General features: G+C 70.5%; 22 protein-coding genes. 4 read left to right on the top strand and 18 right to left on the bottom strand.

Annotated features, from left to right (window positions below; all coding sequences use genetic code 11):
• Positions 1–33: 33 nt before the first annotated feature.
• Positions 34–1,446: a serine hydrolase domain-containing protein gene (locus tag MKP15_RS06545; protein ID WP_161613521.1), complete on the top strand. Its 1,413-nt coding sequence runs from the start codon at positions 34–36 to the stop codon at positions 1,444–1,446.
• Between the two features lie 350 nt (positions 1,447–1,796).
• Here MKP15_RS06545 and MKP15_RS06550 read toward each other — a convergent pair whose 3' ends face one another.
• From MKP15_RS06550 to nudE, 10 genes are all read right to left on the bottom strand, one after another.
• A complete protein-coding gene (locus MKP15_RS06550) occupies positions 1,797–2,276 on the bottom strand; it encodes a hypothetical protein (protein ID WP_104939339.1) in 480 nt (159 codons plus the stop codon).
• An 887-nt stretch (positions 2,277–3,163) separates the two neighbouring features.
• The gene (gcvH, locus tag MKP15_RS06555) at positions 3,164–3,559 is read right to left on the bottom strand and encodes a glycine cleavage system protein GcvH (RefSeq protein ID WP_104939340.1); all 396 of its coding nucleotides are present in this window, start codon (positions 3,557–3,559) and stop codon (positions 3,164–3,166) included.
• 86 nt (positions 3,560–3,645) lie between these two features.
• Positions 3,646–4,752, bottom strand: a complete 1,107-nt coding sequence (gcvT, locus tag MKP15_RS06560; protein ID WP_240212171.1) for a glycine cleavage system aminomethyltransferase GcvT — start codon at positions 4,750–4,752, stop codon at positions 3,646–3,648.
• Between the two features lie 84 nt (positions 4,753–4,836).
• Positions 4,837–5,268, bottom strand: coding sequence for an NfeD family protein (locus MKP15_RS06565; RefSeq protein WP_161613523.1), 432 nt, complete (start codon positions 5,266–5,268; stop codon positions 4,837–4,839).
• 3 nt (positions 5,269–5,271) lie between these two features.
• Entirely contained in the window at positions 5,272–6,240 is a 969-nt protein-coding gene (locus MKP15_RS06570) for an SPFH domain-containing protein (RefSeq protein ID WP_104939343.1), read from the bottom strand.
• Between the two features lie 64 nt (positions 6,241–6,304).
• Positions 6,305–6,607, bottom strand: a complete 303-nt coding sequence (locus MKP15_RS06575) for a DUF962 domain-containing protein (RefSeq protein ID WP_240212172.1) — start codon at positions 6,605–6,607, stop codon at positions 6,305–6,307.
• Positions 6,608–6,646: 39 nt separating this feature from the next.
• Entirely contained in the window at positions 6,647–6,976 is a 330-nt protein-coding gene (locus MKP15_RS06580) for a YnfA family protein (RefSeq protein WP_240212307.1), read from the bottom strand.
• Positions 6,976–7,752, bottom strand: coding sequence for a nucleoside triphosphate pyrophosphohydrolase (gene mazG / locus MKP15_RS06585; RefSeq protein WP_240212308.1), 777 nt, complete (start codon positions 7,750–7,752; stop codon positions 6,976–6,978). The genes MKP15_RS06580 and mazG overlap by 1 nt, the downstream gene beginning before the upstream one ends.
• A gap of 50 nt (positions 7,753–7,802) precedes the next feature.
• Positions 7,803–8,609 (bottom strand): 3'(2'),5'-bisphosphate nucleotidase CysQ, encoded by an 807-nt coding sequence (gene cysQ / locus MKP15_RS06590; protein WP_240212173.1) that lies wholly within the window; start codon positions 8,607–8,609, stop codon positions 7,803–7,805.
• The gene (gene nudE, locus MKP15_RS06595) at positions 8,606–9,154 is read right to left on the bottom strand and encodes an ADP compounds hydrolase NudE (protein WP_240212174.1); all 549 of its coding nucleotides are present in this window, start codon (positions 9,152–9,154) and stop codon (positions 8,606–8,608) included. The genes cysQ and nudE overlap by 4 nt, the downstream gene beginning before the upstream one ends.
• Positions 9,155–9,278: 124 nt before the next feature.
• Between nudE and MKP15_RS06600 the strand changes: the two genes are divergently transcribed.
• On the top strand, positions 9,279–10,013 hold the full coding sequence (locus MKP15_RS06600) for a 16S rRNA (uracil(1498)-N(3))-methyltransferase (RefSeq protein ID WP_240212175.1): 735 nt from the start codon (positions 9,279–9,281) through the stop codon (positions 10,011–10,013).
• A gap of 238 nt (positions 10,014–10,251) precedes the next feature.
• Here MKP15_RS06600 and MKP15_RS06605 read toward each other — a convergent pair whose 3' ends face one another.
• The 7 genes from MKP15_RS06605 to pilG all read right to left on the bottom strand — a co-directional run bounded on the left by MKP15_RS06605 (position 10,252) and on the right by pilG (position 22,195).
• A complete protein-coding gene (locus MKP15_RS06605; RefSeq protein ID WP_104939346.1) occupies positions 10,252–10,722 on the bottom strand; it encodes a chemotaxis protein CheW in 471 nt (156 codons plus the stop codon).
• Between the two features lie 25 nt (positions 10,723–10,747).
• Positions 10,748–12,100, bottom strand: a complete 1,353-nt coding sequence (locus tag MKP15_RS06610) for a chemotaxis protein CheB (RefSeq protein WP_240212176.1) — start codon at positions 12,098–12,100, stop codon at positions 10,748–10,750.
• Positions 12,087–18,698 carry an Hpt domain-containing protein gene (locus MKP15_RS06615; RefSeq protein ID WP_240212177.1) on the bottom strand — a complete coding sequence of 2,204 codons (6,612 nt, stop codon included), beginning with the start codon at positions 18,696–18,698 and terminating at the stop codon, positions 12,087–12,089. The genes MKP15_RS06610 and MKP15_RS06615 overlap by 14 nt, the downstream gene beginning before the upstream one ends.
• Positions 18,699–18,806: 108 nt before the next feature.
• Positions 18,807–20,843: a methyl-accepting chemotaxis protein gene (locus MKP15_RS06620; RefSeq protein ID WP_104939350.1), complete on the bottom strand. Its 2,037-nt coding sequence runs from the start codon at positions 20,841–20,843 to the stop codon at positions 18,807–18,809.
• A 41-nt stretch (positions 20,844–20,884) separates the two neighbouring features.
• The gene (locus MKP15_RS06625) at positions 20,885–21,415 is read right to left on the bottom strand and encodes a chemotaxis protein CheW (protein ID WP_104939351.1); all 531 of its coding nucleotides are present in this window, start codon (positions 21,413–21,415) and stop codon (positions 20,885–20,887) included.
• Entirely contained in the window at positions 21,415–21,777 is a 363-nt protein-coding gene (locus MKP15_RS06630; protein ID WP_055771240.1) for a response regulator, read from the bottom strand. Before MKP15_RS06630 ends, MKP15_RS06625 begins: the two co-directional genes overlap by 1 nt.
• Positions 21,778–21,793: 16 nt before the next feature.
• Positions 21,794–22,195, bottom strand: coding sequence for a twitching motility response regulator PilG (pilG, locus tag MKP15_RS06635; RefSeq protein WP_054667142.1), 402 nt, complete (start codon positions 22,193–22,195; stop codon positions 21,794–21,796).
• 247 nt (positions 22,196–22,442) lie between these two features.
• Between pilG and gshB the strand changes: the two genes are divergently transcribed.
• Both gshB and MKP15_RS06645 read left to right on the top strand, forming a co-directional pair.
• Entirely contained in the window at positions 22,443–23,393 is a 951-nt protein-coding gene (gshB, locus tag MKP15_RS06640; RefSeq protein WP_104939352.1) for a glutathione synthase, read from the top strand.
• Complete coding sequence (locus MKP15_RS06645; RefSeq protein WP_240212178.1) at positions 23,390–24,280, top strand: energy transducer TonB; 891 nt, start codon at positions 23,390–23,392, stop codon at positions 24,278–24,280. The genes gshB and MKP15_RS06645 overlap by 4 nt, the downstream gene beginning before the upstream one ends.
• A 39-nt stretch (positions 24,281–24,319) precedes the next feature.
• Here the strand turns inward: MKP15_RS06645 and MKP15_RS06650 are convergent, their stop codons facing one another.
• The gene (locus MKP15_RS06650) at positions 24,320–26,266 is read right to left on the bottom strand and encodes a prolyl oligopeptidase family serine peptidase (protein ID WP_240212179.1); all 1,947 of its coding nucleotides are present in this window, start codon (positions 26,264–26,266) and stop codon (positions 24,320–24,322) included.
• Positions 26,267–26,273 lie beyond the last annotated feature (7 nt).

A 26,273-nucleotide genomic window follows, 5' to 3' on the forward strand; every position in this document is an offset into this window, starting at 1 on the left:
GGCGACAGCCTTAGCTAGCAGGCATCGATCACGATGAAAGAGAACAGCAGACGCCGGCGTTTCCGTCCGGTGGCATCGGGATTGCTCGGTGTGTTGATGCCCTTCGCACTGTCGACCACCGCCCAGACGCCCACCGCGCCGCAGCCGCTGCCTGCATCGGCCCCGCCGCTGCCGGTGAACCTCGAGAACGCGCCGATGCAGTCGCCGACGCAGCCGATGCCCTACCGGGTGGCGCTGCGCCCGGACCAGGTGCAGGCCCTGCCCGAGGGCTTCAATGTCGCCGCCATCGAATCGATGGCCGAACAACTCACCTACGGCAACCGCGTGCCCGGCATCGCGATGGCGATCGTGCACAACGGCCGCGTGCTGTCCACCCGCGGCTTCGGCGTCACCGACATCGGCAATCCGCAGCCGGTGGACGCGCACACCGTTTTCCGCCTGGCATCGCTGTCCAAGGCCTTCGCCGGCACCATGGCCGGGCTGCTGGTCAACGACGGCACCCTGCGCTGGGACAGCAAGGTCACCGACTACGTGCCCGGCTTCCAGCTGGCCACGCCCGAGGCCACCGGCCGGCTGACCGTGGCCGACGTGCTCAGCCACCGCGTCGGCCTGCCGTACAACGCGTACGACCGCGACATCGAGGCCAACGCCGACTACTACACGCTGACCCGCAAGCTCGCCAGCGCGCCGCTCAAGTGCGAGCCCGGCGAATGCTACGCCTACCAGAACGTCGCCTTCAGCCTGATCGGCGACGTGGTCTATGCGGCCTCTGGCAGCTTCTACGAGCAGGCGGTCGAGCGCCGCATCTTCAAGCCGCTGGGCATGAACGATGCCAGCCTCGGCCTGGCCGGCATCCAGGCCAGTCCGCGCTGGGCGCGCCCGCACGTGCGCAGCCGCAACGGCTGGGTTTCGCTGTCGCCCAAGCCCACTTACTACCGGGTCGCCCCGGCCGCCGGGGTCAACGCCAGCGCCAGCGACATGGCGCAGTGGCTGCTGGCGCACACCGGGCATCGCCCCGACGTGCTGCCGGCACCGCTGCTGGCGACCCTGCATGCACCGCTGGTCAACACGCCGGGCGAGATGCGTTCGGGCTGGCGCCGCCAGCGGCTGGACTCGGCCGGCTATGCACTGGGGTGGCGCGTGTTCGACTACGCCGGCCATACCGTGGTGTTCCACGCCGGCGCGGTGCAGGGCTACCGCGGCCTGGTCGCGCTGCTGCCCGAGCGCGATCTCGGCATCGCGGTGATGTGGAATGGCGAGAGCAGCGTGCCCAGCGGGCTGATGCCGACCATCCTCGACCGTGCCCTCGGCCTGCCGACGCAGCGCTGGCTGGACGTGGACACCGACTTCGGCAGCGACAACCTGATGGCGGACGACACCCCGGCCAATCCGCCGCGTGGCAGGAAGGGCGTCGCCTCCGACCGGGCCACCGCGTCTCCGCGCTGACCCGGCGCCCGGGGGACGCACCGACAAGGCGGCTTCGGCCGCCTTTTTCGTTGCTGCGTCTCCGGCACGGTGCCCGCGCCCGGCCCCACGCCCCGGGCGCACCCGGCGTCGCCCGGCGTCGGCGCACCTGCGCCTGCCGCCAGCGCCGATGGAGCGGCGCGGGCGGCAGGCGATGCACCGCGTTACCGCGCGACCGCGCGGCCGTTCGCCGGCAGGTGTCCGCGGCGGTGCCTGTCGTCTCCGGTACCAGGCGTCACCCCGGCCGCGCCCGGGTGATGCGCGCGCATAAAAAAACTCCCTCCCCGCTGGGCAGTCGGGGAAGGAGTTCCAGGTACAGCTTCAGCGCTGGATCAGATCAGCGGCGCCGGGGTGGCCGGAAGCGCGACCGGAGCCGCCTTCTTCTTGCGGGCAGCCGGCTTCTTCTTGGCAGCAACCTTCTTGGCGGCCGGCTTCTTGGCAGCAGCCTTCTTCGCGACCTTCTTCACCGCCTTCTTGGCGGTCGCCTTCTTGGCCGTAGCCTTCTTGGCAACCTTCTTCACCGCCTTCTTGGCGGTGGCCTTCTTGGCGACCTTCTTCACCGCCTTCTTGGCGGTGGCCTTCTTGGCAACCTTCTTCGCCGCCTTCTTCACCGCCTTCTTGGCGGTGGCCTTCTTGGCGACCTTCTTCACTGCCTTCTTGGCGGTCGCCTTCTTGGCAACCTTCTTCACTGCCTTCTTGGCGGTGGCCTTCTTTGCGACCTTCTTCACTGCCTTCTTGGCAGCAGCTTTCTTCGCGACCTTCTTCACCGCCTTCTTGGCGGCCGGCTTCTTCGCAGCTTTCTTCGTGGCCATTGGATGGCTCCTCGTCAGTGATCTATGGAATTGAAATGCCCAGTTGAAGCAAATCCGCGGTGTATCGCGGAGGACCGACGATGCGTCAGCCGCATCGTGACGGATACAGAAACACCCGCAACGATTCCCGCCACGGGTGCCATGTCTTGTTCGGGGGGTGTTTCGCGGAAGGAAGCGACTCCTGCTCCACCATCCGTGCAATCGTGGCGGACGTCCAGGTTGTGCTTCGCATCTGAATGTTGATCCGGCTCACTCGCTTCCGCAGCAAAGGTCTGCTGGGCGAAACCTAATCACGGTTTTTTTTACTGTCAACTACCCGCGCGCAACTTTTTCCGGAAAGCTTCACACCAACCGTGCCGGCAACGCCCGCCATTGCCGCCCGCACATCCGGCGACGCCGCCGCATGCACTGCGCACGCCATGTCGGCGCATGCGAAAAACACCGTAAAAAAAGCACTATTCGTTCGCGGCGCGCACGCACCGCGACGCCGGGCGCACAAACGCCGACGCCGCGACCGCGGTTCCGGGCGTGTGAAAAAAAAATGGCGGCGCGACCTGGTTTGGTTGCGCCGCGAGCGTGCCCGCGCGCATCGCGGGGAAGGTTTTGCGCAAACAATCGGCGCCTGCCGGAGCCATCGCGGGCGTCCGCGCCGATCACGATGGTCGCCACCGGTTGTCGCTTCGCCGGGCTCCCGGGCATCGCGCGTCGACGCGCGCGGGCGACAACCGCACATCACCGAACCAGGCGATGGACGCCGCCGTCGCGGCGCCGACCGTGCGCGTGCATCGACGGCATGCCGGCCAGCGACACGCTGCCAGCGACGCGGGGCGATGAAAAAAGAAACGGCCGCACGAGGCGGCCGTTCCGTTGGGCGCGAAGCAACCGGATCAGTGGTCGTCGTTTTCCAGCAGCTCGGCGTAGTCGTCCGGCCCCAGCAGCTCGTTCACCTGCTCCGGCTCGGACATCTCCACGACGAACAGCCAGCCTTCGCCGTAGGCGTCCTCGTTGATGGTTTCCGGCTTGTCGGCCAGGGCTTCGTTGACTTCGACCACGGTACCGGACACCGGGCTGTACACGTCGGAGGCGGCCTTGACCGATTCGACCACGGCGGCGGCGTTGCCGGCCTGCACCGTGTCGCCCACGGCGGGCAGTTCGACGTAGACCAGGTCGCCCAGCAGGCCCTGCGCGTGGTCGGAAATGCCGACGGTGACGCGGCCATTGCCTTCGACGCGGGCCCATTCGTGGGATTTGAGGAATTTGAGGTCGCCGGGGATCTCGCTCATGGAACTGCTCCGAAGAAACGGTGGACGGGGTGGATGCGTAGTTTAACGGACGGCGCGGGGCGGTGCCCCGCGCGGCCGCGGGATTGTCAGGCGTTGATGCCGGGCTGCGGCTGGCCGTCGCGCACGAACGGGAACTTGACCACGCGCACCGGCACTTCCTTGCCGCGGATGTCCACGCGCACCTCGCCCGGCTCGCCGGCCGGCACCCGGGCGAAGGCGATCGCCTTGCCCAGCGTCGGCGAGAACGTGCCGGACAGGATCTCGCCTTCGCCGTTGGCGGTGAGCACCTTCTGCCCGTGGCGCAGCACGCCCTTGTCGTCCATCACCAGGCCGATCATCTGCCGTGCGTTGCCGGCGGCCTTCTGCGCTTCCAGCACGTCGCGGCCGATGAACGCACGGCCCTCGTCGAGGGCGACGGTCCAGGCCAGCGCGGCTTCGTAAGGGGTGACGCCCTCGTCCATGTCCTGGCCGTAGAGGTTCATGCCGGCTTCCAGGCGCAGCGTGTCGCGCGCGCCAAGGCCCGCCGGCTTGACGCCCGCGGCCAGCAGCGCGTTCCAGAAGCCGACCACCGCCGCCTGCGGCAGCAGCACCTCATAACCGTCCTCGCCGGTGTAACCGGTGCGTGCCACGAACAGCGGCACGCCATCGACGGAAGCGACGTCCAGCGCGGCGAAGCGGCCGAGCTTGTCCAGCGCGGCACGGTCGCCCTCGGCGACCAGGCCGGCGACCAGCGCGCGCGCCTGCGGCCCCTGCACCGCGACGATCGCCAGGTCCTCGCGCTCGACCACCTCCACGTCGAACGCCGCGGCATGCTGGCGGATCCAGGCCAGGTCCTTCTCGCGGGTGGAGGCGTTGACCACCATGCGGAAGAAATCGTCGGCCAGGAAGTAGACGATCAGGTCGTCGATCACCCCGCCCTGCGCGTTGAGCATGCACGAATACAGCGCCTTGCCGGTGACCTTGAGCTTGTCGATCGAATTGGCCAGCAGCTGGCGCAGGAACTCGCGGGTGCGCGCGCCCTTCAGGTCGACCACGGTCATGTGGCTGACGTCGAACATGCCCGCGGCGCGGCGCACCAGGTGGTGCTCGTCGATCTGCGAACCGTAATGGATCGGCATGTCCCAACCGCCGAAATCGACCATCTTGGCGCCGAGCGAGCGGTGGGTTTCGTTGAGGAGAGTCTTCAGGGTCATGGCCGTTCCATGCGAGGAAAGCGGCCATTATCCCAGATGGCCCGGGCCGCGCCCATGGCGGCGCGGAACCCGCGCCGCCCTGCCTCAGGCGTCCTGCACCTTCAGCGTCATGCCGTCCACCGCCACCACCCGCACGCGGCTGCCGGCGGGCAGGTCCGGGCCGGCCACGACCCAGAACGCATCGTCGATCCTGGCCCGGCCGACGCCGTTGGCGATGGCCTGGTCCAGCACCACCACCCGGCCGATCAGCTGCGCGGCGCGGCGATTGAGCAAGGGTTGGTCGCTGGGCCGGTCACGGCGGCGGAACCAGGTGCGGTAGACCTGGATCGAGACGAAGCTGAGCACCACGAACAGCACCACCTGGGCCAGCACGCTGAACCCGTCGAACGCCCACACCGCGAGGAATACGGCGGTGGCGGCGAAGCCCATCCACAGCATGAATGCGCCCGGCGCCATCGCCTCGGCGGCGAACAGCAGCACCGCCAGCGCCGCCCAGCCCACTACCTCCCAGCGCATGGCTCAGCGCCCCAGCGGCGGCGGGTTGCCGCGCGATGGCGATGCCTTGCGTTCTTCCTGCCGGGCAAAAGCCTCGCGGGCCAGTTCGGCGACACCGGCGATGGAGCCGATCACGCCGCTGGCCTCCATCGGCATCAGCACCAGCTTCTGGTTGGGCGAGCTGGCCAGTTCGCGGAAGGCTTCCACGTACTTCTGCGCGACGAAGTAGTTGATCGCCTGCACGTCGCCCTGGGCGATGGCCTCGGACACCATCGCGGTGGCCTTGGCTTCGGCCTCGGCCAGGCGCTCGCGCGCCTCGGCGTCGCGGAACGCGGCCTCCTTGCGGCCTTCGGCTTCCAGCACCGCCGCCTGCTTCTCGCCGTCGGCGCGCAGGATCTCGGCCTGGCGCAGGCCCTCGGCCTCCAGGATCTGCGCGCGCTTCTCGCGCTCGGCCTTCATCTGCCGTGCCATCGAATCGACCAGGTCGCGCGGCGGCTGGATGTCGCGGATCTCGATGCGGTTGACCTTGATGCCCCAGGGATTGGTGGCATGGTCGACCACGCTCAGCAGCTGCGCGTTGATGGTCTCGCGCTGGCTCAGCGATTCGTCCAGGTCCATCGAGCCGATCACGGTGCGGATGTTGGTCTGCACCAGCGCGATCATCGCCACCTCCAGGTTGGCGACCTCATAGGCGGCCTTGGCCGCGTCCAGCACCTGGAAGAACACCACGCCGTCCACCCGCACCACCGCGTTGTCCTTGGTGATGACTTCCTGGCTGGGCACGTCCAGCACCTGCTCCATCATGTTGACCTTGCGGCCGACGCCATAGACCACCGGAATCAGGAAGTGCAGGCCCGGCGACATGGTGTGGGTGTAGCGGCCGAAGCGCTCCACCGTCCATTCGTAGCCCTGCGGCACCATGCGCACCGTCTTGAACAGCACGATCGCACCGCCCACCAGTATCACCGCCGCGAGAAAAAAACCGCCGCCCATCAGTACGCTCCTTGTGAATTCGATTCGTCGGGTTGCCGGCCCGAGTATAGCCAGCCGGCGCCGGCTAGAACGGCAGCCGGCCGCGCAGTACCGCGGCGAACATCACCCAGTCGCCGACGAACGAATACAGCGGGTGGCTGAATGTGGCCGGGCGGTTTTTCTCGAAGAACAGATGCCCGGCCCAGGCGAAGCCGTAACCACAGCCCAGGGCGGCCAGTGCCCACGGCCAGCGCCCGCTCAACAGCGCCGCCAGCAGGCACAGCTGGGCGGCGGCGCTGCCCAGCACATGCAGCCGGCGGCAGGTGCGGTTGCGGTGTTCGCTCAGGTAGAACGGATAGAACTCGCGGAAGCTGCCGAAACGGGCCATGACGCATCCCTCGACGGGCGATGCGCGCAGCATAGCGCCCTAGGCCGCGCCGGCGCGGGGACCGGTCATGATCACGCCCATGCCGAGCAGGCACAGCCCGGCGCCGAGCAGGTCCCACCGGGTCGGCGCGATCCCATCCACGCGCCACAGCCAGAGCAGTGCGACACAGACGTAGACGCCACCATAGGCGGCGTAGACACGGCCGCTTGCGGTGGGGTGCAGGGTCAGCAGCCAGGCGAACAGCGCCAGGCTGGCCGCCGCCGGCAACAACAGCCAGGCGCTGCCCTGCTGGCGCAGCCACAACCACGGCAGGTAGCAACCGACGATCTCGGCCAGCGCGGTCACCGCGAACAGCGCCAGGGTCTTGATCACGGCGTGTCCTGTTCCCCGCGCTTGACCGCCTGCCACAGCGCTTCCTGCTGCTCCAGGTCCAGCGCGGACATCACCTGCCCGCGCGCGGCGGCCAGCGCCTCCATGGCACGGAAGCGGCGCTCGAACTTGAGGTTGGCGCGGCGCAGCGCGCTGCCCGGATCCACCCGCGCGTGGCGGGCCAGGTTGGCGCAGACGAACAGCAGGTCGCCGATCTCGTCCTCCAGCCGCGCGTGGCGGCCGGGATGCGCGGCGCTTTCGAACTCGGTCTGCACCTCGTCGACCTCCTCGCGCAGCTTGTCCAGCACCGGCGCGACGTCGGGCCAGTCGAAGCCGGTACGCGCCGCGCGTTTCTGCAGTTTCAGCGCGCGCTGCCATTCGGGCAGGCCGCGGGCGATGCCGGCCAGCGCCGAGTCGTCGGTATCGCCGGCGTCGGCGCGCTCGCGCTGCTTGATCTGCTCCCAGTTCTCCACCACCTGGCCGGCGTCGTCGGCCCGGGCATCGCCGAACACGTGCGGGTGCCGGCGCAGCAGCTTGGTGCTGATCGCCGCGACCACGTCGGCGAAAGCGAACGCGCCCTGCTCGCTGGCCATCTGCGCATGGAACACCACCTGCAGCAGCAGGTCGCCCAGTTCGTCCTGGAGCCCGGCCAGGTCGTTGCGGTCGATCGCGTCGGCGACTTCGTAGGCTTCCTCGATCGTGTACGGCGCGATGCTGGAGAAATCCTGCTGCAGGTCCCACGGGCAGCCGCCCTGCGGATCGCGCAGGCGCGCCATGATCCGCAGCAGGGTGGCGACGTCGCCCGGCTCGCCCAGGTCGCCGGCGCTCACGGCGCGGCCACCCAGTCGCGCCACGGCAGCGACGGGTCGCCCAGCGCGATGAAGTCGCCATTGAGCAGGCGCGGCCGGCGGTTGTAATGGAACGGCTCGCCGGTATCGGCGGCCAGCAGCACGCCACCAGCCGCTTCCAGCACGCATTGTCCGGCGGCGGTGTCCCACTCGCTGGTCGGCCCCAGCCGCGGGTACACGTCCAGCGTGCCCTCGGCGATGCGGCAGAACTTCAGCGAGGAGCCCTGCGCCACCAGTTCGATCTCGCCCATGCGCGCGAGCAGTTCGCCGGTGCGCGCATCGCGGTGCGAGCGGCTGGCCGCCACCCGCAGCGGCAGCGCCGGCGGCCGCCGGGTGAGGATCGCATCCTCGCGCCCCCCCTCGCGGCGCCACGCGCCATCGCCGCGCAGGGCGTGCCAGACGACGTCGGTGACCGGTGCCTGCACCACGCCGAACACCGGCACGCCCTCGCGGATCAGCGCGATGTTGACGCTGAATTCGCCGTTGCGCTTGATGAACTCACGGGTGCCGTCCAGCGGATCGACCAGCCAGTAGTCCTGCCACTGGCGGCGCGCCTCCCACGGCAGCTGCGCCGATTCCTCCGACAGCACCGGCAGGTCCGGGGTCAGCTGCGACAGGCCGTGCACGATCACGTGGTGCGCGGCCAGGTCGGCGCTGGTGAGCGGGCTCAGGTCGTCCTTGTGGGCGACGTCGAAACCATCGGCATAGACCTGCATGATGGCCGCGCCGGCCTGCCGCGCGATGCCGATGACGGCCTCGCGCAGCGACGGATCGAGGACGCTCATGGCGCCTTCCCCAGCCATTCGCGGGCAATGAACAGGGCCGCCAGCGAGCGCCCCTCGGAGAAATCCTCGCGCAGCATCAGCGCGTCCAGCTCGGCCAGCTTCCAGGGCACCACTTCCAGCTCCTCGGGTTCGTCGCCGGCAAGGCGCTCGGGGTAGAGATCGCGCGCCAGCACCAGCCACGACTGGTGGCTCATGTAGGTCGGCGCCAGGGTCAGCGTACGCAGCACGTCGATGCGGCGGGCACCATAGCCGGCCTCTTCCTTGAGCTCGCGGTCGGCCGCCTGCTGCGGGGTTTCGCCGGCGTCGATGCGCCCTTTCACCAGCCCCAGTTCGTAGCGGTGCAGGCCGGCGGCGTATTCACGCACCAGCAGCACGGTGTCCGCGTCCAGCATCGGCACCACCACCACCGCGCCGTGGCCGCGGCTGACCAGCCGCTGGAAATGCCGACGTTCGCCGTTGGAGAACTCCAGGTCCAAGTGTTCCTGGTGGAACGGGCCGATGTCCTCCCCGCGCACCCGATGGATGAGCGGCAACCGGCGACTCATGCGGGGCTCCGGGCGGAGGACGGGCGGATCGCTAGAATGCGCACTGGCAGATACGTTTCCATGAGCCCGAAATGCTAGCAGACCCCGCCGCCACGACGATGACCCCGCCCTGCCGGAGCCGCGCATGCGCCTGACCCGCTGCCCCGTGGCACTGCCGCTGCACGCCGGGCAGACCGTGACCCTGCCCGAGGACGCCGCCAACCACCTGGTGCGGGTGATGCGCCTGCGCGAGGGCGATGCCTGCGTGCTGTTCAACGGCGACGGCAGCGACTACACGGCGACGCTGCTGGCGGTGGGCAAGCGCGAGGTACAGGTACGGATCGACGCCGCGCAGGCGCTGGACAACGAATCGCCGCTGGCGATCACCCTGCTGCAGGGCATCGCCCGCGGCGAGAAGATGGACCTGATCCTGCAGAAGGCGACCGAGCTGGGCGTGACCGCGATCGTCCCGGTCAACGCCGAGCGCACCGAAGTGAAGCTGGATGCCGCGCGCGCGGAAAAGCGCATCGCGCATTGGCGCAGCGTGATCGGCTCGGCCTGCGGCCAGTCCGGCCGCGCCCGCATCCCGGCGCTGTCGGCCCCGCAGGCGCTGGCCACGGCGGCGGCAGCGCTGCCGGCGCAGAGCCTGCGCCTGACCCTGGATCCACAGGGCGCGCACCGGCTGTCGGCGCTGCCGCCGGCGCCGGCCTGCGGGGTGGTGATCGCCATCGGCCCGGAAGGGGGCTGGTCGCCACGCGACCGCCAGCAGTTGGCCGACGCCGGCTTCCAGGGGCTGCAGTTGGGGCCGCGCATCCTGCGCACCGAGACCGCGGGGCTGGCCGCCATCGCCGCACTGCAGGCGCGGCTGGGCGACCTGTAGGAGCGCACGGCGGTACGCGGTGTGCTGCATGGCGCACCGCGGATGCGCGGCCTGCCCCGCCTGCAACGCCACCTGATCGACAATGCCCGTGCGGTGCGGACTCCGCACCGATGGCGCAGATGGCAGCCTGGCGCGTATTGCCGGTGATCGTGCCCACGTAGGTATCGTGGCGCTTGCCCCACACGCGGACCTGCCGGCAATGCCCGTGCGGGGCGGGCCGCGCATCGATGGGGTGGCTTCAGGCCACCGCCGCCAGTGCGGCGACCACCGCGCTTTCGATCGCGTCCAGGTCCGGCAGCAGCGCGCTCTGTTCGCCCAGCAGCACGCGCATGTGCACGCCCTGCGGCAGGCTTTCCTCGGAGGCGTCGGCGAGCAGGCCGTCGCGCGGCACCGCGATCAGCTGCGGGAAGGACTGGGTCAGCAGCGCGAAGTACGGCATTTCCGGGTTGCCGCCCAGCGCCTTGAGCACCACCACCTTGTTGCTGCCGGAGACCGGCTCGTCGCCGCCGTTGAAGCGGGCGTAGGACAGCAGCGGTACTTCCCAGCCCTGCCAGGCGATGTAGCCGGCCAGCCAGTCGGGGGCGCCCTCGATGGGCTGCACCGGCACCCGCGACATCATCTCGGCGACGGTGGCATTGGGCAGCAGCACGCGCTCGGCGCCGGCCTGGATCAGGACGCCACGGACTTCATCGTTGCTTGCATAACTCATGGTCGGTTCCTTGCTCGTGTGCGGCTCAGCCGTAGCTGCGCTGGACCAGCTCGCCGGCGAGGTATTCCGGCGGCCCGGCCGGATGCCCGGCCACGGCCAGCTGGCTGGCGGCTTCGGGGTCGTAGCAGCCATCGCCGCTCTGTCCGGCCACCCAGCCGCCGCGCTCGGCGAACGCCAGCGCATCGGGCACCAGCGACGGATCGGCGCCGCTGAGCATGACCACCGCCGAACGGTCCACCGCCAATGCCTGCAGCACCGGCGCGGTGTCGTCGGCGAAGCGCAGGCCGCCGGCCTGCGACGCCACCCCGACCCCGTCCTGCAGCACGTAGACATTGCCGCCTTCCAGCGCCTGCCCGGCCTCGGCCAGGGCGACCGGCAGCACGGCGACGCGCGACATCTGCTTGACCAGGTTGGCATAGCGGCCGCCGTCCAGGCGCATCTGCACCAGCACCGGCAGCGGGAAATCCTCAGGCAGCGCGCTCAGCAGGCGACGCACCGCATCCGGGCCGCCGATGCCGGCCAGCAGCAGCACCGCGCCCTGGGCGGCGGCCTCCGCGTCCGATTCCAGTGCGACCAGCGAGAACCCACCGGTGTCGATGGCGTCGGTGGCGTCGGCCGGTGCCTGCGCCACCTCGCCGGCCGACGCGGGCGCCGCGGCGGGCGCGACATAGGCGTCGTCGTCGAGCAGCGACCAGCTGTGGAAACTGCCCGGCAGCGACGGCGCACCAGCCGCGAGCGGCGCCTGGGCGTCGGCCAGTGGCGGCAGTTCGGGCGGCACGGCCGGCGTGGGGGCGGGTTCGGCCCTGGCGGGCGCCATGGCCATCAACTCCTCGAAGCTCAGCACTTCGGGGCGGTCGTGACCGGCTGGCGGCGGCGCATAGAGCGTGTCGACCGGCACCTCGTCCAGGTGCTGCGCGGCCTCCTCGACATGGAACTGCAGCGGCGCATCGGCATGGCGCTCGGCCGGGCGCTCGGGCATGCCCGGCTCCGGCAGGGTCAACGCGTCCTCTTCCTGGCCGGGCGGCAGCACCTGGTCATGGCCGTGCAGCTTGGCGGCGAGATGGCGCGTCCAGCGCTGCGCGTCCCAGCCTTCGCGGCGCGCGGCCAGCTCGGCCTCCTCGAACATCAGCTCCAGCTGCGGCCCTTCCAGGGCCGGGGCCAGCCGTTCCAGCGCATCCTCCAGCGCCGGTTCCAGCGCCACCAGCACCATCGTCGGGCCCAGTGCCTGCAACACGGCCGGGTCCAACGCGCCCGGGTCTTCTTCCAGGACCAGCGCGCCACCGGCGGCGAGCACCGCCTCGCGCAGGCGCTCGCGGGCGACGCCGGGGCGCGCCAGCAGCGCCACGGCCCGGGCGCTGGGACGGTCACTCGCGGACACGGGCGATCCCCAGCAGGTCATAGACATTACGCATCAGATCCAGCTCCTGGTACGGCTTGCCGAGATAACGCTGCACGCCGATCTCGAATGCGCGCTGGCGGTGCTTGTCGCCGCTGCGCGAGGTGATCATCACGATCGGCACTTCCTTGTAACGCGGATCGGCGCGCATCGCGGTGGCCAGCTCGTAACCGTCCATGCGCGGCATTTCGATGTCCAGCAGCATCAGGTCGGGCACCCGCTCCTCGAGCCGCTCCAGCGCCTCGACGCCATCGCGCGCCGCCACCACTTCGAAGTTGTGGCGTTCCAGCACGCGGCCGGTGACCTTGCGCATGGTCAGCGAGTCGTCCACCACCATCACCAGCGGCACATGCCGCTGCTGGCCGACGGCCGCCACTTCCACCGGCTGCTGCGGCTGCGAAAGGTGGCGGCGCACCAGCGGCGCCACGTCCAGGATCACCACGACGTTGCCTTCGCCGGTGATGGTGGCGCCGTAGATGCCCGGTACCGAGGCGATCTGCAGGCCGACCGGCTTGACCACGATTTCACGGTTGCCCAGCACCTGGTCGATCGCCACCGCGGCGCGCAGGTCGCCGGCGCGCACCAGCAGCAACGGGATCTGCGGCTGGCCCTCGGCCTTGGCCGCGGCCTGCCCGACCAGCGTGCCCAGGTCGTGCAGCGCGAAGTCCTCGCCGTTGTAGTGGTAACCGCCCTGGCCGGACTCGAAACGCTCGCGGGCGATGCGGCCGATGCCGCTGACCGATGCCACCGGCACCGCGAAGGTGGTCTCGCCGATGCGCACGAACACCGCCTGGGTGACGGCCAGCGTCTGCGGCAGGCGCAGGGTGAAGGTGACGCCCTGGCCGCGCACCGAGTGGATGTCCACCGAGCCGCCAAGCTGGCGCACTTCGTTGCGTACCACGTCCATGCCCACGCCGCGCCCGGCGAGCTGGCTGACCTGCTCGCTGGTGCTGAAACCGGAGGCGAAGATCAGGTTGTCCAGGCGCGCGTCGTCCAACTGTTCGCCCGGCTGGATCAAACCGCGCTGCTCGCCGCGGCGGCGGATCGCCTCGCGGTCGAGACCGGCGCCGTCGTCGGCCACTTCCAGCACGATTTCCGAGCCTTCGCGGCGCAGGCGCAGGGTGATCGCGCCCTCCTCCGGCTTGCCGGCGGCCAGGCGCTGCGCCGGCGTCTCCAGGCCATGGGCCACGGAGTTGCGCAGCATGTGCTCCAGCGGCGCGACCATGCGATCGAGCACGTTGCGGTCGAGTTCGCCGTGGGTGCCTTCCAGGTTCAGGTGCACCTGCTTGCCCAGTTCCTGCGCGGCCTGGCGTACCACGCGGCGCAGGCGCGGCACCAGGCCGTCGAACGGCACCATGCGCGCGCGCATCAGCCCGTCCTGCAGTTCGGAACTGACCCGCGACTGCTGCTGCAGCAGGGCGTCGTAATTGCGCGACAGGTCGTCGAGCACGCCCTGCAGGCCGCCCAGGTCGGCCGCCGATTCGTTCAGGGCGCGGCTGAGCTGCTGCAGGGTCGAGAAGCGGTCCAGCTCCAGCGGATCGAATGCCTGGTCGGCCTGCTCCTGCTCGCGGCGGTAGCGGGCGACGATCTGCGCCTCGGTTTCCAGGTCCAGGCGGCGCAGCTGGTCGCGCAGGCGTGCGTTGGTGCGGTCCAGCTCGGCCATGGCGCTGCGGAACGCGCCCAGCTGCTGTTCCAGGCGCGAGCGGTAGATCGCGACTTCACCGGCATGGTTGACCAGACGGTCGAGCAGGTCGGCGCGGACGCGCACCTGCTCCTGGGTACGGGTCGTGCCTTCCTCGTCGACGGCCTGGGCCTCGACCACCGGCGGCGACAACGGCTCGCTGGCGATGGCCGCGGCAGCCACCGGCTGCGGTTCGACCGCGGTCGCCGGCGCTGCAACGGCGTCGGCGCCGACTTCGATGTCGACTCCGGTGACGGCTTCAATTTCGGCAACGGCTTGGCTGTCCGGCGCCACAACGCCTGCGGCATCGGCCGGCGACGACGCTGCCGGATCGGCGGCGGCGCCCGCCGCCTGCCATTCCGGTTCGGCCGCTGCGTCCAGCACCTCGACGGTGGTCGCTGCCGCGGCCTGCGGCGACGACGGCACGGCGTCCACCGGCACGGCCGCTTCCAGCGCTTCGCCGCCACCGGCGGTACGCGCCTCGAACGCCTCGATGAGGTCGACCGGCATCTGCACCGCGCGGTGCGCACCGGTACGGATCAGCAACTGGTGCAGGCGGTCGAAACCCCGTTCGAGCAGCTGCACGTCGCCACGGCCGATCTCGGTGCGGCTGGCCGCCACCGCTTCCAGCAGCGACTCGATGGCGTGGCCGAGATCGCCGATGGCGTTGATGCCGGCCATGCGCGCGCCGCCCTTGAGCGTATGCAGGTCGCGCTGCAGCCCGGCCAGCAGCTCGCGGTCTTCCGGCGCCGAGCGAAGCTCGCTGATCAGACGATCGCAATGGTCGAGCAGGTCCTTGCCTTCCTCGACGAAGATATCGACCAGTTCGCGGTCGAGATCTTCGAAATCGAGCGGGCCGGCATCGAACGCCGCCGCTTCGGAGGCGACAGCCGGCGCCTCGGCCTCATGCAGCGACGGGGTCGGCGACGCGGGCTCGACGCGGGCGTCGCTCCCGGCTTCGGCTTCGGCTTCGGCGTCGTTGATGTCGTGACGGTCGCGTTCAATTCGGGCTTCGGCTTCGGCGTCGTGGATGTCGTGACGCTCGCCTTCAACTCGCGCTTCGGCTTCAACGTCGGCATCGGCTTCGATGCCGGTTTCGGTTTCGGTTTCGGCCTCTACTTCCGCTTCGACGCCGGCTTCAGCTTCAGCTTCGGCTTCGGCTTCGATTTCGATGTCGGCTTCCGCTTCGTTGCCGGCGACGGCCTGGAGCTGGACTGCGCTTTCGGCTTCGCTGCCGGCTTCCGCGCCGCTGTGAACGCCTGCCTCGGCGTTGCTATCGGCGTCGCTACCCGCCTGGATCCCGAACCGGGCATCCAGCGCCGCGTCGTCGGTGGCGGCCTGGTCCTGGCCGGACGCCGGCGCCAGCGGCGCGACCTCCAGCGACGGCGGCAGGTTGTCCATGGCTTCATCGGTGGTCGTCGCCACGGCATCGGCTACGGCAAACGCGTCGTCGTGGCCCGCCTCGCCCAGCGGCGCGGTATCGTCGACCGCCGACGGTGCGGCGTCGACAAACTGGATGCCGGCATCGGCCGCAATGGCATCGCGCTCCCCGGCCTGGCGCGGCATGTCCGCGTCGGCCGGCATCGCATCCTGCACCTGCGCCAAGCCGCTGGCCGGCGCGAGCGCCTGCCCGGCGTCATCCGGCAGCAAAGCGCCGGCGTCGACGTCCGCCGCCGTGTCCTGCAGCGCGCCGGCGCTTTCCAGCCCGGCGTCGGTCGCAGCGGCGAGCGCAGCCTCCACGTCGCCCGTGTCCGCATCGTCCTCCAGCCACTCGAAGACCTGCAGCGCAACCGTCTCCTCCGCCGCAGGGGCAGGCACGGACGCATCTCCGCTGGCGGCGGCATCATGCGCGGGGACATCCGCGAACGACGCTTCCAGCAGCGCCGGGTCGAAGTAGGCGGAAAGATCGCCGATGCCGGCCAGCTCCTGCTCCACCGGCAGCGGCGCCGGTGCGGACGCTGCGGGCACCGTGGCCGCCGACGGCATGGCATCGGCCTCCTCGTCCAGCTCCTCGTGCACCTGCGGCGGCCACTGCGCCTCGGGCAGGGCGTCGGCCAGTTCGCGCAGGCGCGCGGCCAGCGGCGCGAACGACGGGATCAGCGGCGACGGTGCCTGCAGCGCGGTGATGGTGGTGGCCACGGCGGTGGCGGCCTCGCCCAGCGCGGCGACGCCCGCGGCGCTGGGCACCACGGCATTGGCCAGCGAGCGCTTGACGAACGATTCGACCGGCGTGGTGACCGCGGTGATCTCCGGCACCTCGGTCATGGCGAAGGCACCGCTCATGGTGTGCACGGCGCGCAGCAGCTGTTCGCTCACCGGCTGCGGCTGCGACTGCGACTGCGCCAGCCACGCCTCGACGGTGGCCAGGTGCTGACCCACTTCGGCTTCGAGGATCTCGCGCAGCACGCTGTCCACCGATGCCGGGGTACCGGCCGCGGGCGCGGCGACCGGCGCGGCCGCGGCCGCGGCGGTGGCCGGTGCGGCGGACGCACCGGGAACATGGAACGCTTCCTCGCCCGCGGCCACGCGGTCGGCGATGTCCTGCATGCCGGCCACGTCGGCATGGATGCGGCCGTTGCCGCGCAGGGCGGCGTTGAACTGCGGCAGCACGTCATACGCCTGGCTGACCAGGGTAACCACCGCCGGGCTGGCCGGGCGGCTGCCATCGAGCACGCGGTTGAGCATGCTCTCGATCTTCCAGCTGAACTCGCCCAGGGTGCGTGCGCCGACCAGGCGGCCGCTGCCCTTGAGGGTGTGGAACACGCGCCGCACCGGGCGCAGGCGCTCCATGCTCTCGGGCGCGGCGCGCCACGCCGGCAGCAGCCGACCCAGGTTCTGCAGCTCTTCGTCGAACTCCTCGATGAACACCTCGCGGATGTCCTGGTCGATCTGCTCGGCGTCGTTGTCGAAGCCGCCATCCACGCCTTCGCCGGCATCGGCCGCGAGCGGCACCGCCGGTGCGTCCAGCAGCGGCGCCGGCGCCACGTCGGCCTCGGCAGCGAGCGGATCGAAGGACGCGGCGGCCTTGTCCAGCTCGGCCAGGAAAGCGGCGATCTCGTGGTCCGGGGCCGGCGTTCCACCGGCCGCAGCGGCGGCGGTATCGGCTTCGTCCCCGGCGGCCGGCGCGGGTGCGGCGGTGTCGTCGTCGGCAAAGCCGAACGACGACGCGTCGAAGGACAGCGGCGCCGCGGACGGATCCGGCATGGCCTCGTTCGGCGTCCACGCGGCGGCATCGCCCAGCTCGCCAGCGGCGACGCCCGGCGCAGCGGCATCCGTGGTGGCGGCGTCGCTGGCGTCATCGGCAGCGAACGGCTCCAGCGCCAGCCCGGTGTCGGCAGAAAGATCCAGCGGCGCGACGCTCAAATCCGCCTCGGCCGCAGCCGGCAGCCCTTCGGCGGCCACCGGATCGAACGCCCCGAAGCCGTCGCCGGCGTCCCACGACGGCAGCGGCGGCGGTTCCGCGACCGGCGCGGTCGACGGCGGCGGCGCATGGATGGCATCACCGAACACCAGCGGCGTGGCGGCCGTTGCGGGCGCCTGCACGGGTGCCTGCGGCACCTCGACCGGCGCCGGCGCGGCGGCAGCGGGCGCCGCCTCCGCCGCTTCCGCGAAATCGATGGCGAACGCCGGGGCGGCGTCCTCCTGCCGGCCCGCGGCGGGTACCGGCCAGTAGCGCAGCGCCTCCAGGCTGCTGCGGGTGATGTCCAGGATCTCCTCGCGGCCGGGGCGCCGCTCGCGCAGCGCCTCCAGGTAGTACTCGAGGCTGGCCATGGCGTCGGCCAGCGTGTCCAGCTGGCGCCCGCCGGGGATGCGCTTGCGCCCGATCAGCTCCACGCCGATGTACTGGCGGATGCCGTTCATGTAGTCCGCCGGCACCCGCAGGTCGAGCATGCGCAGCGCGCCGGACACCTCGTCGAGCAGGCGCGGCACGTCCTGCAGGCGCGCGTGGTCCCAGTTGGTCTCGATGAAGGCGACGAACGCCTCGCGCGCGGCGGCGAAATTGGCGATGGCTTCATGCGCCAGCACTTCGACCGTGCGCCGGGTCTCCACCGCGGCCGGATCCTCGTCGCCTTCCAGCGCGGCGCCGAGGTAGGCGACCTGGTCGTCCAGCGAGGCATCGACGTAGAGCAGCGCCCCGGCGATGTCCAGCAGCAGGTTGTCGTCGATGGGACGGCTGCCTTCCACCACCTCGCGCAGCGCGTCGCGCTGCTGCGCGACCACGCCGCGGGCCACGCCCAGCCCCATCACGCCCAGGGTGTCGGACACCGCGCCCAGCTCGTTGACCTGGGTCTGCAGGTCGGCGGTTGCCCCGCCGGTGCGCACGTGCAGGTCCAGTGCGTCCTTGATCCGCAGCAGTTCTTCCTTGACCGCGTTGCCGACCGTGTCCAGCAGCTCGCGGTTGCGCCCCTGCAGGCTGCCGCGCGCGTGTTCCAGTTCGGCCTCGCTGGCCTTGCCCGCTTCCGGATCGAACGCCAGCAGCACGCCTTCGTTGATGCCCTCGGCGGCACGCGCGGCGCGGATCTCGTTGAGCAGCGGCAACAGCACGATCGGGATGTCGCGATGACCGTTCTGCAGGCGCTCCAGGTAGTCGGGCAGCAGCACGGTGCCGCGCATCAGGGTGGCGCAGGCCTCGTCGCGGTCCGGCACGGCGCCCTCGCGCACGGCGTCGGCCAGCAGCTCCAGCTCCTCGGCCACCATCGCCGGGGCATACAGCTCGACCATCCGCAGCGTGCCCTGCACCTGGTGCAGGTAGCCGGCGCAGAAGCGCATGCGGCTGGCATCGGCCGGGTCCTCGACGAAGTACTCGATCTCGCTGCGCGCCTGGCGCAGGGTCTCGTCCAGCTCCGGCTTGACCCAGCCCAGCGCCGCGTGGCTCATCGCATCGCGCAAGGTACTCATCGCACTCTCCCGTGCAGCATCGTTCGCTTGCCGTCCGGGCGGCCCTGTTGTGCGGTATGACGACACTTCATCTGCTGGTTCCTTTCCATCCCCGCCCGTTCAACCGGTTCAGGCCGGAAGCTTGAAGTCGGCCACCGAACGCCGCAGGTCCGCCGCCAGCTGGTTGAGCTGGCCCAGCGAATCGGCGGTCTGCCCGGCGCCCTGCGAGGTCTGGCCGGTGATCTGCCGGATCACGCCCATGGTCTGGGTGATGTCGGTAGCGGCGGCGGCCTGCTGGTGGGCGGCAATGGAGATGTTCTTGATCAGGGTGTTGAGCGCGTTGGACACGCGTTCGATTTCGGTCAGCGCGGTACCCGCGTCCTCGGCCAGGCGCGCGCCCGACACGACTTCGGCGGTGGTCTGTTCCATCGAGGTCACCGCTTCGTTGGTGTCGGCCTGAATGGCCTGCACCAGGCCCTCGATACGCCGGGTCGCACCGGAGGTACGTTCCGCCAGTCGCTGCACTTCGTCGGCCACGACCGCGAAACCGCGGCCCGCCTCGCCGGCCGACGCCGCCTGCACGGCCGCGTTCAACGCCAGGATGTTGGTCTGCTCGGAAATGTCGTTGATCAGTTCCACGATCGAGCCGATCTCCTGCGACGACTCGCCCAGGCGCTTGATGCGCTTGGAGGTTTCCTGGATCTGGTCGCGGATCTGGTCCATGCCCTGGATCGTCTGGCGCACCACGCCGGCACCCTCGGTGGCGATGACCACCGAGCGCTGCGCCACTTCGGCCGACTCGCTGGAGTTGCGCGACACCTGTTCGATGGACGAGGCGATTTCGCCGATGCGGTCCGAGGCGCTGGTGATCTCGTCGGCCTGGTGGCCGGCCGCCTCGGCCAGCTGCATGGCGGTGGCCTGGGTTTCCTGCGCCGACACCGCCACCTTGCTGGAGATGTCGTTGATGGTGGTCACCAGGTGCCGCAGCTCGTCCACGGCGTAGTTGATCGCGTCGGCGATGGCGCCGGTCATGTCCTCGGTCACCGAGGCCTTCACCGTCAGGTCGCCTTCACCCAGCGAGCTGATTTCGTCCAGCAGGCGCATGATCGCCTGCTGATTGCGGCTGTTGAACTCCACCTGGGTCTGGTAGCGCAGCTCCTGCTCGCGCGAGCGGCTGCGCACCGTGCTCCACACGAAGCCGATGATCGACAGCACCGACAGCGCGCCGAACACCACGCTCCACCAGAAGTTCGGGAAGATGCGGGTGTCGCGGGTGGAGCCGAACGCGGAGAACGCGTCGAACAGCTTGCGGCTGTTGTCCAGCATGCGGTCCGAGCCGCTGGCCAGCGCCGCGGCCGAGGACTGCGCGGCGAACAGGTTGCGCGAGCTGGCCAGGATCGCGTCGGCGTCCTTCTTCATCTTGGTCCACTGGCTGGCCGACTGCTCCAGCGCCACCTGCGCGGCGGGGTTGCGCACCGCGGCGATGCCCAGCTCCTCGCTGCCGTTGCGCAGGCCTTCGAGCACCTGGGTGAACACGGTCATGTCGCGCGCCAGCGCGTCGCCGGCGCCGCTGGCGCCAGGGCCGCCGGCGCGGATTTCGGTGACGCGGCGGGCCATCGAGCCGACCACCACGACCTGCTGCAGGCCGTTGTAGATCTGGCTGGACTGGGCGCCGCCGGCGGTCATCGCGCGCACCACTTCGTTCAGCTGCGCCTGCAGCTGCGGCACCGCGCCGACGAAGCTGTCGGCGTTGCCGGCCAGCGCCAGCACCGCGGGCTCGCTGGCCACGATCTGCTCGGCGTTCTTGGACAGCGGCTGCCAGGTCTCGACCAGCTGCCGCAGCGGCGTGGCCACGCCGGCCTCCTGGCCGAACCGGCCCTGCAGCTCGCCCACGGTGCGGTCGACCCGCGCGCGGGTGTCCTTGAACGCGGCGTAGGCCGCGCGGTTGCCGGCCACCGCCTCGCGGCCCTGGTTGGCCAGCTGCTGCGACAGCACCTGCAGGTCGGCCGCGCCGGTGCCCGCGCCGGCCAGGCGGCTGCCCTGCCAGGTCGCGACGCCGGTATTGGCGCCGAACACGATCATCGACAGCACCAGCAGGCCCAACCAGAAATTGGTACTCACGTTGCCAAGCTTGCTGGTCTTGGCGGCGTCCGGAGCAGTACTCATGTTTCGACCTCGGTATCCAATACGGAAAGGCGGGCCCGCACTCAGGCGGCGGCCTGCCGGAATTCAGGCGTGCGCGACAGCAGGGAAAGCGAGAACACCCCCCAGTCGTGGTCGCCGTCATTGAAGGCGTGCTCGACGAAATGGGCGTAGCGGCCCTGGGCGATGTCACCGGCCGGCACCCGGGTGGACAGCTCGAAACTACGCTGCCCGTAGAGCTCGTCGATGCTGATGGCGACGTCGCCGCCGGTCTGGCGCATGATCAGCACCCGGTGGCCTTCCTGCTGGACGGTGCGCTGACCCTCCAGGAAGTACTTCAGGTCCACCACCGGGAACAGGTTGCCGCGCAGGTTGCCCACGCCCAGCAGCCAGGGCTGCGCGCCCGGCACCGGGGTCACCGGCGGCATCGGCACGATCTCGACCACCTCGCGGAAATCGGACACCAGGCGCCGGCTGCCGATGCGGTAGCCCACGCCACGCCACACGTCGGCGGAGAAATGCCGTTCCGGCAACTGCACCGCGTGCGCCAGGCTGCGCCGTTCATAGGCCTCGAGGATGTCGAAGGGAGATCGCATCAACCCACCAGTTTGTTGATCCGCGCGATCAGGTCGTCCTCGCGCGGCGGCTTGACCACGTAATCCGACGCGCCCTGGCGCATGCCCCAGGCCATGTCGGTCTCCATGCTCTTGGTGCTGACGATCAGCACCGGGATGCCGCGGGTGGCCTCGTCGCGCGACAGCGCGCGGGTGGCCTGGAACCCGCTCATGCCGGGCAGCACCACGTCCATCAGCACCAGCTGCGGCGCCTGGCTGCGCGCCATCTGCAGGCCGTCCTCGGCATTGTCGGTGGCGAGCACTTCGTGCCCGGCCTTCTCCAGCCATTGCGTGAACACCGCCCGGTCGGTCGGTGAGTCCTCGATCAACAGGATTCGAGCCATGTGCCTTACCCCCTGGTCAGGCGTTGACGTATGTACGGATGGCGCCCAGCAGTTCTTCGCGGGTGAAAGGCTTGGTCAGGTACTGCTCGGAGCCGACGATGCGGCCGCGCGCCTTGTCGAACAGGCCGTCCTTGGAGGACAGCATGATCACCGGCGTGGACTTGAACAGCTGGTTGCCCTTGATCAGCGCGCAGGTCTGATAGCCGTCCAGCCGCGGCATCATGATGTCGACGAAGATGATCTGCGGCTGCTGGTCGGCGATCTTGGCCAATGCCTCGAAACCGTCGGTCGCGGTCACGACCTCGCAGCCCTCGCGCTTGAGCAGTGTCTCGGCGGTACGGCGGATGGTCTTCGAATCGTCGATGACCATCACCTTCAACCCTGCGAGTTCCCCACCCGCAGCCATGTTTTCAACCATTGCGATTTCCCCGGGCGCGCAGCGCGCCATCTGAACGTGGAGCTGCTGCGAAAGCGGTCTATATCCCAGCCCGGCCGCAAACTGTCAAGGGCCGCCGTCAGCGCAGGGCCATCGCCGCCCGCAGTGTGAACCCCATCGCAGTCGCTGCGCGGGGCCATTCAGCCCCGCAACGCTCCGGACCGCGCGTGGCGCTGGGCGCCCGTCGTGCCGGGGCGCTACCATCGCCGCCTGACCCGAACGGCCGTGGATCATGCTGGACGTCATCGTGGTGATGGACCCCATCGCCCAAATCAAGATCGCCAAGGACACCACCTTCGCCATGCTGCTGGAAGCCCAGCGGCGCGGCCACCGCCTGCATTACGTGCGCCCCGGCGGGCTGGCGCTGGAGGGCGGCGCCGCCGTGGCCGAGACCGCGCCGCTGCAGGTGCGCGACGACCCGGCCGGCTGGTTCACCCTGGGCAGCTACACCCGCACCGCGTTCGGCCCCGGCCAGATCGTGCTGATGCGCAAGGACCCGCCGTTCGACGGCGAGTTCCTGTACGACACCCAGGTGCTGTCGGTGGCCCAGGCCGCCGGCGCCTGCGTGGTCAACGACCCGCAGGGGCTGCGCGACTACAACGAGAAGCTGGCCGCGCTGCTGTTCCCGCAATGCTGCCCGCCGACCCTGGTCAGCCGCAGCGCCGCCGCGCTCAAGGCGTTCGCCCTCGAGCACGGCCAGGTGGTGCTCAAGCCGCTGGACGGCATGGGCGGGCGTTCGATCTTCCGCAGCGGCACCGGCGACCCCAACCTCAACGTGATCCTGGAAACGCTGACCGACGGTGGCCGCCGGCTGGCGCTGGCGCAGCGCTTCATCCCCGACATCAGCGCCGGCGACAAGCGCATCCTGCTGATCGACGGCGAGCCGGTCGACTACTGCCTGGCGCGGATCCCGCAGGGCGACGAGTTCCGCGGCAACCTGGCCGCCGGCGGCCGCGGCGAAGGCCGCCCGCTGAGCGAGCGCGACCGCTGGATCGCCGCCCAGGTCGGCCCGGAGATGAAGCGGCGCGGCATGCGCTTCGTCGGCCTGGACGTGATCGGCGACTACCTCACCGAGGTCAACGTCACCAGCCCGACCTGCGCCCGCGAGCTCGACGCCCAGTTCGGCCTGAACATCGCCGGCCAGCTGTTCGACGCGCTCGAGGCCGGCCTGCGGCGATGAGCGTACCCGTGGATGCCCTGCCGCCGCCGGCGCGCATCACCGAACAGCAACGGCTGGGCGCCACGCTGACGCTCTCGCTGCTGGTGCACGGGCTGCTGATCCTGGGGGTGGGCTTCGCGGTCGGCGGCAACGCGCCGCTGGTACCGACGCTGGACGTGATCTTCAGCCAGACCAGCACGCCGCTGACGCCGGAACAGGCCGATTTCCTGGCCCAGGCCAACCAGCAGGGCGGCGGCGACCACGACACGCCGCAACGGCCGCGCGACAGCCAGGCCGGCATCGTGCCACGCGCCGATGACGGCATCGCGCCGGTGCCGACGCAACGCCAGGCCGCCGCCGCGCCCCCGCCGCCGCAGGCGCGCGTGGTCAGCAGCACCCGCGGCGAGGACGTGGTGGCCCAGGCGCAGCCGCAACCGCTGCCCGAACGCCCTGCGCCGGACGCGCCGATGACCGCGCGCGAACAGCGCGACGCGGAGATGGCACGGCTGGCCGCCGAGGTGCACCTGCGCTCGGAGCAGTACGCCAAGCGCCCGAACCGCAAGTTCGTCTCGGCCAGCACCCGCGAGTATGCATACGCGAACTACCTGCGCGCCTGGGTCGACCGCGCCGAGCGCGTGGGCAACCTGAACTACCCGGACGAAGCGCGCCAGCGCCGTCTCGGCGGCCAGGTGGTGATCACCGTGGGCGTGCGCCGCGACGGCAGCGTGGAAAGCAGCCGCATCCTGCGCAGTAGCGGCACGCCACTGCTGGACGCGGCGGCGCTGCGGGTGGTGGAGCTGGCGCAGCCGTTCCCGCCGCTGCCGCGCACCAGCGACGACATCGACATCCTGCAGGTCACCCGCACCTGGGTGTTCCTGCCCGGCGGCCAGCTGCATGACGACCGCTGAGGCGCAGGCGCCGGCCGATGCCGACGCCTGCCGTGGCGCCTACTGCGCCGGCGCGAGCAGCGTCTTCTTCCAGAACTCGATGCCGGCCCAGAAGATGTAATCGCGGTTCTCGCGCTTGTGGAAACCGTGGCCCTCGTTGCGCGCCAGCACGTGCCAGGCGTCGCCGCCCTGCGCGCGCAGCGCCTTGACGATCTGCTCGGCCTCGGAAGCCGGCACCCGCGGATCGTTGCCGCCGGCGGCGACCATCAGCGGAATGCGGATCTTCCCGACATTGCGCAACGGCGATATCTCCGCCAGCCGGGCGCGCTGGGCCGGATCGCGCTCGTCGCCGTACTCCACCCGCCGCAGGTCGCGCCGGTACGCTTGGGTGTTTTCCAGGAAGGTGACGAAATCGGAAATGGCGACGGCGCAGCTGGCCGCGCGCAGACGGTCGCTGTAATGCACCGCCGAGGCGTAGCACATGTAGCCGCCGTAGCTGAAGCCGTATACCGCGAACCGCGCCGCATCCAATGCCGGATCGGCCGCCAGCGCGTCGATGAACGCCCCGACATCCTTGACCGAGTCCTCGCGCTTCCACGGGCCGTTGTCCAGGTCCAGGAAGCGGGTGCCGTAGCCGGAGGAGCCGCGCACGTTGGGCAGGAACAGAGCCACGCCGAGCTCATTGAGCAGATAGTTGTCGGCACCGAGGAAGCCGGGCCGGCTCTGCCCTTCCGGGCCGCCATGGATGTCCATGATCAACGGGCGTTTGCCCGGGAAGCGGGCGGGATCGGGGCGGTACAGGAAGCCGGACACCTTCTCGCCGTCGAAACTGGCGACCTCCACCCGCTCCGGCTCGCGGTTGCGCTCCAGGTCCAGTCCACCAGCCTCGCTCCGGGTCCAGCGCCGGACCGCCAGCGTCCGCGCGTCGATCGAATAGACGTCGCCGGGCACCTTGGCCGAGGACAGGCTCAGGCCGATCTCGCCCCATGGCGCAATCTGCAGCAGCTGGCCGATGCTCCAGTCCAGGACACCGTCGGGCAGGCCGTCGACCTGCCGCAGGTTGGCCCCGGCGCCGTCGCCCACGCGCAGCCGCGACACGCCGCCGTCGTTGATCGCATAGACCAGTACCTGCTCGTCGTCCGATACCGCGTAGTCGGTCACGTCCCAGCGCGGTTCGCGGCTGACCGCGGTGAACGCGCCGCTGCGCGGGTCCAGCTTGCCCAGCCGGACGAAATCCGAATCGCGGTTGGAAAGCACCCAGATCCGGCCGTCGCGGGCATAGCGCGCGTCGGCATAGGACGCGCGCCCGCGTGCCGGGGTCAGCACCTTCATCGCGCCGCTGCGCAGGTCGACCTCGGCCAGCACGGCGTGGTTGATCGACAGCCGGTTGATGGCCAGCGCATGCGCGCCGTCGGGCGAGAAGTCGGAAATGTTCCAGCCGCCGCCGCTGACCTGCGCGACCATCCGGTCGCTGCCCGGCCGTGCCGGGTCCAGCACGTAGAGGTCCATGTCCGCGCCGTTGCGCCGCGAGGACGCATACCCGAGCAGGCGCCCGTCACGGCTCCAGCTGCCGAGCCAGTTGCGTGAACGACCGTCGGTCAACAGCTCCAGGCGGCCGTCCTTCAGCAGGTACAGCTGGAAGAACTCGTTGCCGCCGATGTCCTTCTGCACCACCAGGTGACCGCTGTCGCCGGGGGCGTGGCTGGCGAAGGGCACCGGCTCGGCCTCGAAGCTGAGCTGGGTGCGCGCGGCGCCCGGCGACTGCACGCTGTGCAGCTGGTCGGTGCCGCCGAAGCGGGTCTTGATCAGGACCGAGCGGTTCTGCGGGTCCCAGCCCAGGAAGGCGGCGCGACGGAATTCCAGGTAGCGGGCGCTGGCCTCCGCGGTCGCCGCGGGAATGGCCGGAACGCCGTCGGCATGGATCGCCGGCGGCACCGGAACCGCCGCGGCGGCACTGCCGGCGACGGCCAATGCCGCCGCCAGCAGCGCATGGAGTGCATGATTCATTTCTGCT

This window comes from Stenotrophomonas sp. Y6 (genome assembly GCF_022436665.1).
GTDB classification, from domain to species: domain Bacteria; phylum Pseudomonadota; class Gammaproteobacteria; order Xanthomonadales; family Xanthomonadaceae; genus Stenotrophomonas; species Stenotrophomonas acidaminiphila_A.